Source organism: Paramesorhizobium endophyticum (assembly GCF_014640615.1).
Taxonomy (GTDB): domain Bacteria; phylum Pseudomonadota; class Alphaproteobacteria; order Rhizobiales; family Rhizobiaceae; genus Paramesorhizobium; species Paramesorhizobium endophyticum.
Map to the genome: position 1 here is coordinate 84,159 of NZ_BMHH01000013.1, position 15,903 is coordinate 100,061.

At 61.2% G+C, this 15,903-nt stretch carries 12 protein-coding genes; 8 read left to right on the forward strand and 4 right to left on the reverse strand.

Annotated elements, in window-relative coordinates:
* Positions 1-72: 72 nt before the first annotated feature.
* The 4 genes from IEX53_RS15705 to cysW all read left to right on the forward strand — a co-directional run bounded on the left by IEX53_RS15705 (position 73) and on the right by cysW (position 3,394).
* The gene (locus IEX53_RS15705; RefSeq protein WP_188825170.1) at positions 73-261 is read left to right on the forward strand and encodes a hypothetical protein; all 189 of its coding nucleotides are present in this window, start codon (positions 73-75) and stop codon (positions 259-261) included.
* Between the two features lie 236 nt (positions 262-497).
* The gene (locus IEX53_RS15710) at positions 498-1,502 is read left to right on the forward strand and encodes a sulfate ABC transporter substrate-binding protein (protein WP_188825126.1); all 1,005 of its coding nucleotides are present in this window, start codon (positions 498-500) and stop codon (positions 1,500-1,502) included.
* Positions 1,503-1,722: 220 nt separating this feature from the next.
* Complete coding sequence (cysT, locus tag IEX53_RS15715; protein ID WP_188825127.1) at positions 1,723-2,556, forward strand: sulfate ABC transporter permease subunit CysT; 834 nt, start codon at positions 1,723-1,725, stop codon at positions 2,554-2,556.
* Positions 2,540-3,394 carry a sulfate ABC transporter permease subunit CysW gene (gene cysW, locus IEX53_RS15720; protein ID WP_188825128.1) on the forward strand — a complete coding sequence of 285 codons (855 nt, stop codon included), beginning with the start codon at positions 2,540-2,542 and terminating at the stop codon, positions 3,392-3,394. Before cysT ends, cysW begins: the two co-directional genes overlap by 17 nt.
* 21 nt (positions 3,395-3,415) lie before the next feature.
* Here cysW and IEX53_RS15725 read toward each other — a convergent pair whose 3' ends face one another.
* From IEX53_RS15725 to secD, 4 genes are all read right to left on the reverse strand, one after another.
* On the reverse strand, positions 3,416-3,967 hold the full coding sequence (locus IEX53_RS15725) for an RBBP9/YdeN family alpha/beta hydrolase (RefSeq protein ID WP_188825129.1): 552 nt from the start codon (positions 3,965-3,967) through the stop codon (positions 3,416-3,418).
* Positions 3,968-4,117: 150 nt separating this feature from the next.
* On the reverse strand, positions 4,118-5,077 hold the full coding sequence (locus IEX53_RS15730) for a lysylphosphatidylglycerol synthase domain-containing protein (protein ID WP_188825130.1): 960 nt from the start codon (positions 5,075-5,077) through the stop codon (positions 4,118-4,120).
* A gap of 249 nt (positions 5,078-5,326) precedes the next feature.
* On the reverse strand, positions 5,327-7,078 hold the full coding sequence (gene ybaL, locus IEX53_RS15735; RefSeq protein ID WP_188825131.1) for a YbaL family putative K(+) efflux transporter: 1,752 nt from the start codon (positions 7,076-7,078) through the stop codon (positions 5,327-5,329).
* Positions 7,079-7,249: 171 nt separating this feature from the next.
* Positions 7,250-9,778 carry a protein translocase subunit SecD gene (gene secD / locus IEX53_RS15740; protein WP_188825132.1) on the reverse strand — a complete coding sequence of 843 codons (2,529 nt, stop codon included), beginning with the start codon at positions 9,776-9,778 and terminating at the stop codon, positions 7,250-7,252.
* Between the two features lie 277 nt (positions 9,779-10,055).
* Here secD and IEX53_RS15745 point away from each other — a divergent pair, with 277 nt between their 5' ends.
* The 4 genes from IEX53_RS15745 to IEX53_RS15760 all read left to right on the forward strand — a co-directional run bounded on the left by IEX53_RS15745 (position 10,056) and on the right by IEX53_RS15760 (position 15,897).
* On the forward strand, positions 10,056-12,584 hold the full coding sequence (locus IEX53_RS15745) for a mechanosensitive ion channel domain-containing protein (protein WP_373288672.1): 2,529 nt from the start codon (positions 10,056-10,058) through the stop codon (positions 12,582-12,584).
* Between the two features lie 107 nt (positions 12,585-12,691).
* Positions 12,692-12,955 (forward strand): hypothetical protein, encoded by a 264-nt coding sequence (locus IEX53_RS15750; protein WP_188825133.1) that lies wholly within the window; start codon positions 12,692-12,694, stop codon positions 12,953-12,955.
* 198 nt (positions 12,956-13,153) lie between these two features.
* Positions 13,154-14,608: a UbiA family prenyltransferase gene (locus tag IEX53_RS15755; protein WP_188825134.1), complete on the forward strand. Its 1,455-nt coding sequence runs from the start codon at positions 13,154-13,156 to the stop codon at positions 14,606-14,608.
* Positions 14,605-15,897, forward strand: coding sequence for an FAD-binding oxidoreductase (locus IEX53_RS15760; protein WP_373288670.1), 1,293 nt, complete (start codon positions 14,605-14,607; stop codon positions 15,895-15,897). The genes IEX53_RS15755 and IEX53_RS15760 overlap by 4 nt, the downstream gene beginning before the upstream one ends.
* Positions 15,898-15,903: the final 6 nt, after the last annotated feature.

Below are 15,903 nucleotides of genomic sequence, written 5' to 3' on the forward strand. Positions count from 1 at the left end.
ACGCATGGGCTCAATGATCCCATCCTTAAACAAGATTAACCTTTGAGGCAAAATCAAGGTTTGGAGGTTGGCATGGCGCGTATCTACGATCTTGGTGTTCGTCCCATGGTGACGCTGTTGGGAAGGCTCCTGGCCTGTCTGGAACGTCCGCTCTTCGCCATGGCGCATACGACAGACGAAGTCGCCGCGCGGCGCAAGCGACGGACGGAGCGGGCCGAGGACGATGTGCTCTGGTGCTGGAAGCAGCGTGGCTTCTGGTAGGCGCTTTGGCGATTGCCATTGAACGACAGGCTGGATGGGGTGGTCGCTCCGTCCAGCCTTTCTTTTTGTCTCCACGCGGTTGGAAAAAATTACCTCCTTTTCGGTGCGGCTGATAACAGACGTCCTGCAAGTCGCACCAATCGTAGTTTATCTATTCAAATCAATGATTTAGATTGATTTCATGCTTTGTGGGGGTAAATTCCACACCCAAGGTTTCCACGGGTGGGATGTGATCCATGAAGAAAATTATTCTCTATGCGGCGGTGGCTTTGGCCTTGGGGGCGGGGCAGGCCCGTGCCGAGGAGCCGAAGGAGATACTCAACGTCTCCTATGATATCGGCCGCGAGCTCTATGAGCAGATCGACAAGGCGTTCGAAGCCAAGTGGAAAGCCGAGACCGGCAAGGACATCACCGTCAACCAATCGCATGCCGGTTCGTCCAAGCAGGCCCGCTCGATCCTGGAGGGGCTGGAGGCGGATGTCGTCACCTTCAATCAGGTGACGGATGTGCAGGTGCTGCACGACAAGGGCAAGCTCATTCCCGCTGAGTGGCAATCGCGCCTGCCCAACAATTCCTCGCCCTATTATTCGCTGCCGGCCTTCCTGGTGCGCGCGGGCAATCCGAAAAACATCCGCAACTGGGACGATCTGGTGCGCGACGACGTGCAGGTGATCTTCCCCAACCCAAAGACCTCCGGCAATGGGCGCTATACCTATCTGGCGGCGACGGCCTACGCCAAGGAAGCCTTCAACAATGACGACGCCAAGGTGCGTGAGTTCATCACCAAGCTGTTCAAGCATGTGCCCGTGTTCGACACCGGCGGGCGAGGGGCGACCACGACATTCACCGAGCGGGGTATTGGCGATGTGCTGATCACCTTCGAGGCCGAAGTGCTGGGTACGCAGAAGCAGCTCGGAAAGGACAAGTACGATGTCGTCGTGCCCCCCATCAGCCTGCTTTCGGAGTTTCCGGTGACGCTGGTGGACAAGGTGGCCGACAAGCGCGGCTCGCGCGCCGTGTCGGAAGCCTATCTCAACTTTCTCTATTCGCAGGACGGGCAGGACATCATCGCCCGCAATTTCAACCGCGTGCAGGATGAGACGGTCAAGGCCAAATACAAGGACCAGTTCCCCGATGTGCGGCTGGTACGGGTGGAGGATGCGTTCGGCGGCTGGAAGAAGGTCACCGAGGAGCATTTCGCCGAGGGCGGGATTCTGGACCAACTGTTTACCGCGCGGTGAGGGGAAGCAACCCAATGGAGATGCCGGCGCTCTACGTTGCCCCCCTCTGTCCTGCCGGACATCTCCCCCGCAAGGGGGGAGATTGGCTGGCACGACGATCATCGCCTATTATGCTACGTTTGCGATTAGGGCCGAGCGCTGATGAAAGCGTAATCTCCCCCCTTGCGGGGGAGATGTCCGGCAGGACAGAGGGGGGCGCTGTCCCGCCGGCGGTTCAAAGATGAAAAGCCCCCGGCAAAAATCCGTTCTCCCCGGCTTTGGCCTCACCATGGGCGTGGCGCTGCTTTACCTTGTCATCATCGTGGCGCTTCCGCTTCTTGCGATGGTGCTGAAGACGGCGAGCCTTGGCTTTGCTGAATTCTGGTCTATCGTAACCTCCGACCGTGCGCTTGCAACCTATCGTGTCACGCTGATGACGGCGGCAATCGCGACGCTGATCAATGCCGGGTTCGGGCTGCTGCTGGCCTGGGTGCTCGTGCGCTATGATTTCCCGGGCAAGCGGTTGATCGATGCGATTGTCGACCTGCCATTCGCGCTTCCGACGGCAATTGCCGGGCTGGCGCTGGTGACGGTGTTCTCGCGCAATGGCTGGTTCGGCCAGTTTCTTGAGCCAATGGGCCTCAAGGTGGCCTATGCGCCGCTGGGCATTGCCATCGCCATGGCGTTCACCAGCGCGCCCTTCGTCATCCGCACCGTGCAGCCGGTGCTGGAGGATCTGTCCGACGATGTGGAGCAGGCGGCGCAGACGCTCGGCGCGCGGCCTTGGCAGGTGTTCGCCCATGTTATCTGGCCGATGATCTTCCCGGCGTTTCTGGCAGGTGCGGCGCTGTCCTTCGCGCGCAGCCTCGGCGAGTTCGGGGCAATCGTCTTCATCTCCGGCAATCTGCCGTTCAAGACGGAGGTGACGCCGCTGCTGGTCTTCATCCGGCTCGATGAATTCGACTATCCGTCCGCGGCGGCACTGGCGATGGTCATGCTGATCGTCGCCTTCCTCATGCTCCTCACCACCAATCTCATCCAGGCATGGCAGCTCAGATATGCAGAGCGTAGCTAGTCTTGCTGTCGGGCGCCCATCCGCGCCCGCCCGTCCGCAGAAACGGGGCATCTGGCAGGTCATCCTGATCCTGCTGGCGGTCGGGCTTTCGGTGCTGTTCCTCGGCGTGCCGCTCTCGGTGATCTTCACTTATGCCTTCGGCAGCGGTGTTGAGGTGTTCTGGCGCGAGATCACCGAGCCTTCGACGCTTCACGCCATCTGGCTGACGGTGCTGACCGCGCTTGTCGTCGTGCCGATCAACATGGTGTTCGGCATCTGCGTGGCGTGGGTGGTGACGCGCTTTCGCTTCCCGGGGCGGCGATTGCTCATCACCTTCGTGGAAATTCCGTTTTCCGTCTCGCCCATCGTGGCGGGGGTGATCTATCTGTTCCTCTATGGCTCGCAGGGGCTGCTCGGGCCGTTCCTCGAGGCGCATGATATGAAGATCATGTTCACGGTGCCGGCGATCTTCCTCGTCAGCCTGTTCGTGACCTGCCCGTTCGTCGCGCGCGAGCTTATTCCGCTGATGGAAGTGCAGGGGCATGACGATGAGGAAGCGGCGATCTCGCTTGGAGCGTCCGGACTCCAGACCTTCTTCTACATCACGCTGCCCAATATTAAATGGGCGCTGCTCTATGGGGCGGTGTTGTGTAATGCGCGGGTGATGGGGGAATTCGGCGCGACGTCGATCGTCTCCGGCGCTATCCGCGGCAAGACCAACACATTGCCGCTTCAGGTGGAATTGCTCTTCAACGATTACAATACGGTGGGAGCCTTTGCTGCCGCCTCGACGCTGGCCGTGATTGCGATTGTGACGCTGTTTCTCAAATATATGCTGGAGCGCAAGGCGCATAGCTAATGGATGCGCATTGCGTAGGCATCACTCCGCCGCCACCAGCGCAGGCTGGCGAAAGGAGGAGGTGAGGATCGCGCCTTCAGGCCAATAGCCGAAGCCGCTGGCCGGGTTGATGTGGCCGGCGTAACCCAGATCGACGAAGCCGGAGCCCCAGACATCGCTGAGCGCCTTGGCCTTGGCATAGCTCATATATTGATCGTTGCGGCTGGCGACGACGATGGAGGGGAAGGGAAACGCCTCGCGGGGGATTGGCGCGAAGCTGGCAAATTTGCGATCCTGGCGCGTCATTCTTTCCGTATCGGCGGGGGCAACCAGCAGCGCGCCCGCCACATGGGCCGCCGACGGGCGGTTCGCCAGATGAGCCAACAGCACGCTGCCCAGGCTATGGGCCACCAGAATGGCGCGCGGATGTTCCGTCAAATGCGCTTCCAGCACATGCAGCCAGTCGGAGAGAACGGGATTTTCCCAATCTTCCTGCTCGACCACCTTCGCCGTGGGGTCATCGAGAAGCCATTCACGCTGCCAGTGACCGGCTTCCGATCCCCGGTAGCCGGGTATGATCAATGTCGTCGTCATGCCACTTCCTCGTAATTCCAAACTGGCGCAAGGATAAGCGTGGTTATCGCAAGGATGAAGCAAAGGAGACCTATGGTTTCATAGGCTTTGGAAACTATTTGCCTAATAATCGCGTGAACAAACGAAAATTATTGGAATAGAAATCCCAAGTTATTCTTTGCTAGCTAGTTTGTCTTTCTCCCGCAGGCGCAAGGAAAACTGACTCTTCTCGAAGAAGAGCACGACAACAAGCGAAAGTGCGAATGGAATAAGCAAGTAGAATAGCCGGAAGACAATCAGCGCAGCCAGGACATCGGCCTGGTTCATCTCAGGCAACCCAGTCAGAAACACGATTTCGAGTACGCCAAGACCGCCAGGCGCGTGGGACATCAGGGCGGCGGAGAAGGAAACGAGGAATATGCCGAGCACGATGAGGAAGCCGGGATTACCGGCCTCGGGCAGGGCGAAATAGATGATGCCCGCTGCGCCGATCAGTTCGACCGGGGCGATCAGCAATTGCTGCCAGACGAGCTTCAGGCGCGGATATTCCAGCCGGAACTTGCCTATCTCCAGTGGGCGCAACTGCAGCCAGCTGCCGAAAACATAAAGCAGCACCAGCAGGAGCATCAGCAGACCGATGCCGACCGCCAGGCCCACCGAGATCTCATCGTTGAAGCGCTGCAGGATTTCCGGCTCGATCAGGAGGACGATGCCGCTCAGGATGACGGTGCCCAGAATGAAAGTGAAGGAGCAGATGGCGATGAGAAGCGCCACTTCGCTGCCGGTGAGGCCGCGCGAGGTATAGGCACGGTAGCGCACGACCGCGCCTGACAGCATGGAGGCGCCGATATTGTGCGACAGCGCGTAGGTGGTGAAGGAGGTGAGGGTGATGAACGGCCATGAGATCCGCCTGCGCAGATGCAGGAGCGCGATGCGGTCATAACCGGCCAGCGCGATATAGGATACAACCGCAGACCCCGCAGCCAGGAGCCAATGGTGCAGGTTGATCGCCTCAAGGCTTTCCAGCACATCGTCGAGCGATATGCTGCGCAGTTCCCGATAAAGCAGCCAGGCCGATATGATGACCGCGCCGATGCCGATGACCGGCCAGATATAGTCCTTGAACTTCATGCCATACCTGCCCCAAGGACTTCCAACGAACGTTTGCGGGATAGTACCCCCCTCTGTCCTGCCGGACATCTCCTCCTCAAGGGGGGAGATTGGCCTTCATCCATGCGGGCGGCCAATCGCTCAGTTCGCAGAATAGGTATGGCGAGCCATGCAAGTCGATCTCCCCCCTTGTGGGGGAGATGCCCGCCCTTCGACGAAAGCTCAGGAGGGCAGAGGGGGGTGCGCGGCGCTTCCGTCAATACAACACCCCTAGCGAGGCTCGGCTTCATTATCGGCTTCGTCTTTTGTCGAGACATGGGAAACCATGCCGCGCGCGATCTCCCGCTCGCCCATGATGACGGCATTCGCGCCAAGATCGGTGAGATGCTGCGATTCCGCGTCGGAATGGGCGCGGGCGACGATATCGATATCAGGATTGGCGGCGCGGGCCTTGGTGACGATCTGGCCCGCCTCGAAGGCATTGGGAATGGCGATGACGAGCTTGCGCGCGCCTGCCAGATTGGCGGCGGTCAGCACCTCGTCACGCACGGCATTGCCTGGAATATATTCCACGGTTTCACCGCGCAGCTTGCCGAGCTGCTTGTCGCCATCCTCGATGACGAGGAAGGGCTGTTCGGCCTCCTTGAGGGCCCTGCCGACGAGACAGCCGACGCGGCCATAACCGATAAGGACGGTATGGTCCTTCAGCGCGGTGACGGGCAGATCCTCGGGCTCATCCTCCTCCGGCTGGGGCGGCTGTTGCTCGGGCGCAGCGGGCTTCTGCCCCGGGGCGGGGCCAAAGCGTTTTTCCAATCGAGGTCGCAGCCGGTCGGTGGCGAAGAAGATGAGCGGGTTGAGCAGGATCGACAGGATTGCGCCGGCAAGGATGAGGTCGCGCCCCTCCTGCGGCAGCAGCTTCAGCCCGACGCCGAGTTCGGCCAGGATGAAGGAGAACTCGCCGATCTGGGCGAGACTTGCCGAGATGGTCAGCGCCGTGCCGGTGGGGTGGCCGAAGGCGCGGACGATGAGGAAGGCGGCGGCGGATTTGCCGACAATGATGATGAACAGGACGGCAAGCAGCGGCAGCGGATCGTTGATAAGGCTCGCCGGATCGAACAGCATGCCGACCGAGACGAAGAACAGCACGGCAAAGGCGTCGCGCAGGGGAAGCGATTCCTCCGCAGCGCGGTGGCTCAGCTCCGATTCGGCCATGATCATGCCGGCGAAGAAAGCACCGAGCGCGAAGGACACGCCGAAGAGTTTCGCCGCGCCGAAGGCGACGCCGAGCGCGATAGCGAGAACGCCGAGGCGGAAGAGCTCGCGGGAGCCGGTATGGGCGATGGCGTGGAGGACCCACGGGATGACCCGGCGGCCGACGACGAGCATGAGCGCCACGAAAAGCGCGACCTTGCCGATGGTCAGGCCGATGACGCCCCAGATGCCAAGGCCGAAATGGGCGGCGAGCGGATCACCCGCGGTCGGGTTTCCGCCGCCATTGATGACGCTGGCGAGGGCCGGCAGCAGCACGAGCGCCAGCACCATCGCAAGGTCTTCCACGATCAGCCAGCCGACGGCGATGCGCCCGCGCTCTGTATCGATGAGACGCCGCTCCTGCATGGCGCGGAGCAGCACGACCGTACTCGCCACTGACAGGGCGAGGCCGAAAACGAGCCCCGCACCGATATTCCAGCCAAGCAGATGGGCAAGGCCCGCGCCCAGGAGGGTGGCGACGGCGATCTGCGCGATCGCGCCGGGGATGGCGATGGCCTTGACCGACAGGAGGTCCTTCAGGGAGAAATGCAGGCCGACGCCGAACATCAGCAGGATGACGCCGATTTCGGCCAGCTCAAGGATCAATTCCTGGTCGGCAACGAAACCCGGCGTATAGGGGCCGGCAATGACACCTGCCAACAGATAACCCACCAGGGGAGGGACACGCAGCCGATTGGCGATCGCACCGAAGACGAATGCCAGGCAAAGCCCGACGACGATCGTGGCAATCAGTGGTGTCTGGTGGGGCATATGCGGATAGGCCTCCTATGGTTTCGTGTTGGTGCTCATGTCGCTGTGAAGCAGCGGGTGGGGACGGTCGGCGCACGGTCCTGAGACGTTCCGGATTTTCCGGACAAGACCATGTAATTCCCCGAAAAATCCGCCATCTCTCCCCGCGTTGGGGGAGAGATGGGAACGAGCTTAACTCTGCACAAGAGAGTCGCCGGACTGCTGGTCCTTTTTGTGGCGTTTCCACCAGTCGCCAAGGAACAGCAGGATCGGCGCGGCGATGTAGATCGACGACGAGGTCGCGATCACGATGCCGAAGATCATCGGGATGGCGAAGTTCTCCACCGCGCTGCCGCCCCAGATCGCCATGGGCAGCATGGCGAGGAAGGTCGTCATCGAGGTGAAGATACACCGCGCCAGCACCTGATTGATACTCATGTCGATGACCTCGCGCAGCGGCTTCGACTTATAAAGCCTGAGATTCTCGCGCATACGGTCGTAGACCACCACCTTGTCGTTCACCGAGTAGCCGATGATGGTCAGCAGCGCGGCAATGGCTGTCAGGTTGAAGTCGAGCCCGGTCAGCGCGAAGAAGCCAACCATCTTGGTGGTGTCGAGGATGAGCGTGGCGATGGCGCCGAGCGCGAAGAACCACTCGAACCGCCACCAGATGTAGAACAGCATGGCGATGGCGGCCAATGTCACCGCGATGATGCCGGAACGCGCCAGCTCGCCGCTGACCTTCGGGCCGACCACCTCGGTGCGCTCGATCTTCACGCCGGGGAAGAGCTTCTCGACCGAGGCGCGAACCTGCTCGACCGCAGCCGTCTGCGCCTGCTCGCCGCCGGCCTGGCGCTGGACGCGGATAAGCACGCTGTTGGGGCCGCCGATGTTCTGCAGCACCACCTCGCCCAGATTGAGATTACCCATGGCGGAGCGCAACTGCGGCAGGTCGGCTGCCTGCGGCGTGGTGATCTCCACCTGGATACCGCCCTCGAAGTCGATGCCGTAATTAAGGCCCGGCTTGATGAAGAGCACGATGGAGGCGATCGAAAGCAGCACCGAAACGCCGATGCCGATGAAGCGCGCGCGCATGAACTTGAAGTTCGTTTCGTGCTGGCCGAAACTGATGAGCGGCTTGATGTCGAGCGTCTTGAGCTTCCAGCGACGCACGATCCACTGCATCATCAGGCGCACGAGGGTGACGTCGGAGAACATCGAGATGATGATGCCGAGCATCATGGTGATGGCGAAGCCGCGCACAGGTCCCGTGCCGAGCAGGAACAGAAGGCCCGTCGCGATCAGCGTCGTCACATTGGCGTCGACGATGGTGGCGAAGGCGCTCTTGAAGCCCCTGTCGAGCGCCGCCATGGCGGAGAGGCCCTTTCGCGTTTCCTCCTTGATGCGCTCGTTTATGAGCACGTTGGCGTCAACGGCGATGCCTATGCCCAGAATGATACCGGCGATGCCGGGCAAGGTCAGCGTCGCCCCGAGAAGGCTCAATGCGGTGAAGGTGAAGATGGTGTGGAGCAGCAGCGCCAGATTGGCGATAAGGCCCCAGAAGCCATAGAGAGCGACGATGAAGAGCGCCACCAGGATGAAGCCGGCGATGCCGGTGTAGAGGCCCATCTTGATGGAGTCGGCGCCCAGATCCGGGCCCACAGTGCGCTCCTCCACCACTGTAAGCGGCGCGGGCAGGGCGCCCGCGCGCAGGAGCGCGGAGAGAGTCACCGTGTCCTCGACCGTGAAATTGCCTGTGATCTGGCCGGAGCCGCCCGTGATCGGCTCGCGGATGACGGGCGCGCTCAGCACCTTGCCGTCGAGGACGATGGCGAAGGGCTTGCCTACGTTCTTGCTGGTGATGTCGGCGAACTGGCGCGCGCCGACGCTGTCGAACCGGAACGAAACCATCGGCTGGCTGGAGTTCGGGTCGAAACCGGCGCGGGCGTCTGTCAGCCGCGAGCCGTCGAGCGCCACCTGGTCGTCGATGGGGTATTTGATATTGGGATCCTTGGCATCCGGCAGGATGCTGACGCCGGGAGGCGGCGGATCGTTCGGATTGGCGTCCGCGACCATGTGGAAGGTCATCTTGGCGGTGGAGCCAAGCAGCTGGCGCAACTGCGTCGGATCTTTGAGACCGGGAAGCTGGACGACGATGCGGTTGGAACCCGCGCGCTGGATCGACGGTTCGGCGACGCCGACCTGGTCGACGCGGCGGCGGATGATTTCGAGGCTCTGCTGCACCGCATTGTCGAGACGGTAGCGTTCACCGGCTTCCGTCAGCGCCATGATGATCTGATTGCCGTTGGCGGTGATGTCGATATCGTTGGCGGGGGTGCCGAAGCCAGGAGTGCCCACAGGCGAAACGAGCTGCTGAAGCGAGGTTTGCGCCTGGGTGCGCTGGGCCGCGTCGGGGATGTTCACCACCACCGTGTCGCCCACTATGCGGATCGACTGGGGCTGGATGCGGTCGGCGCGGAGCTTGGCGCGCGCGTCGTCGAGCATCTGGCGCACGCGGTCTTTCTTCAGGCTCGCCTCATCGACTTCCAGAAGCAGGTAGGAACCGCCGCGCAGATCGAGGCCGAGCGTGACCTGGTTCTTCGGGAACCAGCCGGGAAGATTGGCCAATTGTTCCTTCGTGAACAGATTGGGCGCCGCCAGCAGGATGCCAAGCAGAACGATGATGCTGTAGGTCGCGATGACCCATTTTGATGTTCGCATATTGCCGATCCGGTATGTCGCGCTCGCCCAATCCCGCGGATCGGCGTGCGCCGGTCTTCCAATTCCCTGTCAGGGATTCCCCTCTCCTTAAACACCCAATGGCCGCTGGACAAGAAAATATCGCTTGTTTCCGGCGCTTAAGCGGAATTTCTGCTATTCCGATTCATCCGTCTTACCTATATCTGACGCCATGATTGTGCCCGGTTTTGCTTGTGAAGGGTGATTTAGACATGGCGGCCAAGCGCCCGGCGGAAACTGGCGGATCGATAAATTGATAATTTCAAGCAAGTCCCCGAAACTTTTATTCGCTTTCGCGATCGTCTTCGCGCTGCTCGCGCCTGGCGTTCAGGCTTTGGCGCAGACCGATGCGCCACAGGCTCCCGCTGCGCCGGCGCCCGCCGCTCCCGCACAGCAGCAGAGCATCGTCGCGCAGGAGCGGCCCGTCATCGATTCGCTGAAGAAGCAGGCGGCGGACCTCACCAAGGCGATCAATACATCCGCGACCAGCGACGAGAAGCTGGTCAATACGCGCCTGCAGCTGGAAGACGTTGCGAAAAAGCTGCTCAATGCCGGGCTTGCCTTCCGTCCCCGCCTTTCGGAAATCAATGCGCGGCTGGAGCAGCTTGGCGCGCCGCCCGCCGAAGGACAGCCCGCCGAGCCGCAGATCGTCACCGACGAGCGCAACAAGCTGGCGGCGGAAAAGGCCGAGATCAATGCGATGATCGGGGAGACGGAGGATACGTCTCTCTCCGTCAACCAGACCATCGAGCGGGTCGGCGACATGCGCCGCGAGCTCTTCACCCGCACGCTTTCGCAGCGCGTCGACCTCAATTATGCGCTCGGGAGCGAGGTTGCGCAGGCGGCGGGAGCGGAGGTGCAGACCTTTGCCAGCATGGTGTCGTCCTGGTGGCGCTTCGTCGTGCTCTTCAAGTTCAAGCCGTTCCTGGCGGCGGCGTTCCTGGCGCTCGCCGCGGCGCTTATCCTGCATTTCGGTGCGCGGCGCTTCCTTGGCCGGTTCTTCCTCAGCCGCGATCCGGCCATAGAGGACCCGTCCTATCTGTCCCGACTTTCCGTCGCGTTCTGGTCGACGCTCATCCCCTCGGCGGCGACGGCGGTGTTCCTGGGCACCACTTATTTCTTCCTCAGCTATTTCAATGTGTTGCGCCCAGACATAGCGACGATGCTCTCGTCGCTGTTCGTGGTCATGGGGATCATTTACTTCATCCACCGGCTGGCAAAGGCGGTGCTGTGCGCGGACATGCCGAACTGGCGGTTGGTGCGCATCGCCTCCGGCCCGGCGCGGGTGCTGACTTTCCTCATCACGACCACCGCGCTCATCAACGGCCTCGATTATTTCTTCAATACGGTCAACCAGTTGCTCGCCTCGCCGCTGTCGCTGACGGTGGCGAAGAGCCTTATCGCGACGGTGCTGGTGGGCGTTCTCATTCTCGCCATCGCCTGGGTGAAGCCGCTTGAAAACGAGGAGACAGGCGCGGTCAGGCCCTGGCCGAAGGCGCTACGGGTGTTTCTCGTCTGCCTGGGGCTGTTCCCCATCATCGCGGCGCTCCTCGGCTATATCGGCCTTGCGCGCTTCGTCTCGCAGCAGATTGTCGTCAATGGCGCATTCCTCGTGACGATGTATCTGGGCTTCCTCACCGCCCGGGCCATCACGGCGGAGCATGCCTTCGGCGGCACCGCAATCGGGCGCTCCATGCAGCAGCGCTTCGGTATCGATGAAACCTCCCTCGACCAGCTCGGGCTGGTGGCGGGCATTCTCATCAACATTGCCGTGCTGCTGGTGGGCATCCCGCTGATCCTCCTGCAACTGGGTTTCCAGTGGTCGGAACTCACCACATGGTTCATGCGGTTGCTGACCGGCTTCCAGATCGGCAATTTCTCGGTGTCGTTCACGGGTATCTTCACTGGCCTGTTGCTGTTCGTCGTCGGCTATCTGTTCACGCGCTGGTTCCAGAACTGGCTCGACGGCAGCGTGATGGCGCGAGGGCGGGTCGATTCCGGCGTACGCAACTCGATCCGCACCGTGGTCGGCTATGTCGGGCTGGCACTAGCGGCACTCGTCGCCATATCGGCGGCGGGCGTCAATCTTTCCAATCTGGCTCTAATCGCCGGCGGTCTATCGCTCGGTATCGGTTTCGGCCTCCAGAACATTGTGCAGAATTTCGTCTCCGGCCTTATCCTGCTGGCTGAACGGCCCATCAAGGTGGGCGACTGGGTGGAAGTAGGCGGCGTCGGCGGCATCGTCAAAAAGATCAGCGTGCGCGCCACTGAGGTGGAAACATTCCAGCGCCAGTCGGTCATCGTTCCCAATTCCTCGCTGATCAACGGCAATGTCGCCAACTGGACCTATCGCAACAAGCTGGGCCGCGTCGATATTCCTGTCGGCGCGGCCTATGGCAGCGATCCGCGCAAGGTTCACGATGTGCTGCTTGCGATCGGGCGCTCACATCCGCAGGTATTGAAAAATCCGGAACCTTTCGTGGCATTCACGGGGTTCGGTGCTTCTTCGCTCGATTTTGTTTTGCGTGTGTTCCTGGCGGACATTTCCAATGGCGCGAATGTGCAGAACGATCTACGCTTCGAGATCATGGAGGTATTTGCGGCCGAGGGCATAGAAATTCCCTTCCCGCAAACGGACATTCATTTGCGGCTCGATCAAATCCAGACTATCGCCGAGGCAATTGCCGCCAGTAAGGATGAAGCGAACGAAAACGATGCAGATGGCCGCCAAACGAAAGCATCGGTGAAGGTGGGAACGAAGACCGACACAGCCAGATCAAAAAGTTGACGCGTTCAGTTGCCGTTCAGGTCACGGCCTTTATAACTATGGCTGAAAAGGGGCGAGTGCTCCTTAATTGAAACAGCCCTGAGGACGGTGGCGACACCGGAAACGACATGAAGAAATATGCAACCGCTTTGCTGCTGACCGCGATGAGCTCCGGCGTTGCATTCGCCGCCAGCGCCGTCAACAAGGACAGCCAGCCGCGGACGATCGTCGTTACCGAGGGCTCGTCCAAGAGCGATCTGGTACTCTCTCCGGGGGAAACCGTTGATTTCTGCCCGTCCGGCTGCTTCGTCACCTTTCCCAATGGCGACCGCCAGGCCTTGACCGGCAGCGAGACCATCGAGATCACGGGCGGCAAGGCGAAGATCGATTAGGCAGTGGGACGCCGGGGGAGTGGGCAGTCTGTTGGATTGCCCTGCTCTGGTATGCCTGGTTCGTCCGCGGCTGCCCTTAAACCCCCATTTACCCTCCCGATAGTTGTCCCGGCCGGAACATACGGCTTTTCCTGAAATTCACCTTTCGTTTTCTTGTCGTTGCTACTTCCGGTAAGGTGGAAGGGCTGGGCAGGAACGATGAATGCGCGCGCCAAGAGAGAGAAAATACCTTTAGCGGTCGATCTGGACGGCACGCTGATTGCCACCGATCTCGCCTGGGAAGGTGTTTTCCTGCTCTTGAGGAAAAATCTCCTCTATATTTTCCTGCTTCCGATCTGGGCGTTGGGAGGCAGGGCGCGGCTGAAGCAGGAGATCGCCCGGCGCGTCGTGATCGATGCCGCGACACTCCCCTTTCGGCTGGATTTTCTGGATTTTCTGAAGCGCGAGCGTGCGCGTGGCCGTAAGCTGGTTCTCGTCACCGCCAATGCGAGATCCTTTGCCGACGCGGTGGCGAGGCATCTGGGCCTATTCGATGCGGTCTACTCCACGGAGCGCGATCGGAACCGCGCGTCCAGGGCGAAGCTGAAAATGCTGGTGGACACCTTCGGCGAGCGCGGCTTCGACTATGCGGGCAATTCGCGCGCGGATGTCCCGATCTTCAACAATGCGCGCAAGGCGATCGTGGTCGCCCCGGACGCCGCGGCGCGGGCCTGGCAGCGAAAACATGGCGGCTCTGGCGCAGAGAGGACTTTCTTCCCCGCGCGCCGTGCGTGGCTTCGCAATATGCTGAGAATGCTGCGCGTGCATCAATGGGTGAAGAACACGCTTATCTTCGTCCCTCCGATCCTCGCGCATGATCTGCACCAGCCGGATGTGCTCATCCGCACGACCCTTGCCTTCGTGGCGTTCTGCGCTGCGGCGTCATCGATCTACATCGTCAACGATTTGTTCGATCTGCAACTCGACCGTCGCCACGCGCGCAAGAAAACGCGGCCTTTCGCCAGCGGAGCGCTTCCCATACCCTTCGGCGTATGCTGCTCCGTCATCCTTCTGGCGGTCGCCTTCGGTGTCGCGATGCTGCTGCCGCCTCGTTTCATGCTGGTGCTGGTGTTCTATCTCGTCGTCACCACAGCCTATTCTGCGGCCCTGAAGCGGATGCTGCTTATCGATGTGCTGGTGCTGGCGGGGCTTTACACGCTGCGGCTCATCGCCGGGATTACCGCTACGGCCACGCCGGACTCGTTCTGGCTGCTGGCGTTCTCGATCTTCTTCTTCCTGTCGCTGGCGCTGGTCAAACGCTATGTGGAACTGGCCACGCTGCATCCCGAAGAGAACACCAAGCTTGCCGGGCGCAGCTATCGCAGCGCGGATCGGGAAGTCATAGCCCAGAGCGGCGTGGCGTCCGCCTTCGGGGCGGTGCTGGTGCTGGCGCTTTATGTGGACAGCGACGCGGTGAGGGTGCTCTATGTCCACCCCTGGATGATCTGGCCGCTTTGCCCGATCGTCCTCTATATCATTCTGCGGGTCTGGATTCTCGCGCGGCGCGAGGAGATGCATGACGATCCAGTCGTCTTCCTGCTGGGCGACTGGCGCAGCATCATGATGATCCTGATCGGCGCGGCGATGCTGGTGCTGGCGAGGATACCCTGGTGACATCAGAGAGCTTCGGGCGGATAGAGCGCCGCGCGCGGGCAGCGGTTTCGTTCAGCGAGGCGGCGCGGCGGATGCCGGAAGGCGGGCCATATCTCGCCTATGGCAATGGGCGCTCCTATGGCGATTCCTGCCACAATGATGCAGGCGTGTTGGTCAAGATGCGTCCGCAGGGACGGATCATAGGCTTCGATGCTGCCACCGGGGTCCTTGAGGCGGAGGCGGGGGTGCTGCTCGCCGATATCATCGCCCTTGCTGCGCCGCACGGCTTCTTCCTGCCGGTAACGCCCGGTACGCGCTTCGTCACTCTGGGCGGGGCCATCGCCAATGATGTGCATGGCAAGAACCATCACCGGCGCGGCACCTTCGGCTGCCATGTGGATTCGTTCGAGCTTCTGCGTTCGGATGGCATGGTGCGCAATTGCTCGCCGGGCGAAAATGCCGAGCTCTTCGCCGCCACCATCGGCGGTATGGGGCTGACGGGACTGATCGTGACGGCCCGCATCCGGCTGATGCGTGTCGGCTCGCTCGACATCGAGGAGCAAGTTACTCCTTTTGCCACTCTCGATGAATTCTTTGCGCTTGCCGACGAGGCGGATACGGAGAACGAATATGCGGTCGCGTGGATCGACCAGCTCGCAAAAGCCGGGCGCGGGCTGCTTCTGACCGGAAATCACGCACCGAACGGCAATTTCACCGCGAGCACTGACCCGGCGCGTCTTGGCGTGCCGTTCGAACTGCCGTTTTCGGCATTGAACAGGCCAAGCCTCAAGCTGTTCAATGCCGCCTATTATCACCGCAAGGGCAGCAATTCCGGGCCGCATCTGACGGATTATGCGCGCTTCTTCTATCCGCTCGACGCGGTTGATAACTGGAACCGGCTCTATGGCCCGGCGGGGCTCTACCAGCATCAAAGCGTCATCCCTGAAGCCCAGGCGGGGGAGACAATCCCAGCCATGCTGGAGGTCACCCGCCGGGCGGGGCAGGCGTCGTTCCTCACCGTGCTCAAGCGCTTCGGTGGTATCCGTTCGCCGGGGCTTCTGTCTTTCCCGCAAGCGGGATATACTTTGACGCTCGACTTCCCCAATCGCGGGGAAAAGACATTGGCGCTGCTGGCGGAACTCGACCGTCTGACGGTGATGGCCGGCGGGCGCGTCAACCCTTACAAGGACCAGCGGATGCCGGCGGAGGTCTTCGCCGCGTCGTTTCCGCAATGGAAAATGCTGGAAAAACTGCGCGATCCGGCATTCTGCTCGAATTTTTGGCAAAGAACCGCATTAAGTCTTGTTTGATGCCGA

Excerpts from the sequence above, each read along its gene's own strand:
- cysT (WP_188825127.1), top strand. The coding sequence starts at position 1,723 with ATGAAAAGCCCCCGGCAAAAATCCGTTCTCCCCGGCTTTGGCCTCACC.
- IEX53_RS15755 (WP_188825134.1), top strand. The coding sequence starts at position 13,154 with ATGAATGCGCGCGCCAAGAGAGAGAAAATACCTTTAGCGGTCGATCTG.
- cysW (WP_188825128.1), top strand. The coding sequence starts at position 2,540 with ATGCAGAGCGTAGCTAGTCTTGCTGTCGGGCGCCCATCCGCGCCCGCC.
- IEX53_RS15710 (WP_188825126.1), top strand. The coding sequence starts at position 498 with ATGAAGAAAATTATTCTCTATGCGGCGGTGGCTTTGGCCTTGGGGGCG.
- secD (WP_188825132.1), bottom strand. The coding sequence starts at position 9,778 with ATGCGAACATCAAAATGGGTCATCGCGACCTACAGCATCATCGTTCTG.
- ybaL (WP_188825131.1), bottom strand. The coding sequence starts at position 7,078 with ATGCCCCACCAGACACCACTGATTGCCACGATCGTCGTCGGGCTTTGC.
- IEX53_RS15725 (WP_188825129.1), bottom strand. The coding sequence starts at position 3,967 with ATGACGACGACATTGATCATACCCGGCTACCGGGGATCGGAAGCCGGT.
- IEX53_RS15705 (WP_188825170.1), top strand. The coding sequence starts at position 73 with ATGGCGCGTATCTACGATCTTGGTGTTCGTCCCATGGTGACGCTGTTG.
- IEX53_RS15730 (WP_188825130.1), bottom strand. The coding sequence starts at position 5,077 with ATGAAGTTCAAGGACTATATCTGGCCGGTCATCGGCATCGGCGCGGTC.
- IEX53_RS15750 (WP_188825133.1), top strand. The coding sequence starts at position 12,692 with ATGAAGAAATATGCAACCGCTTTGCTGCTGACCGCGATGAGCTCCGGC.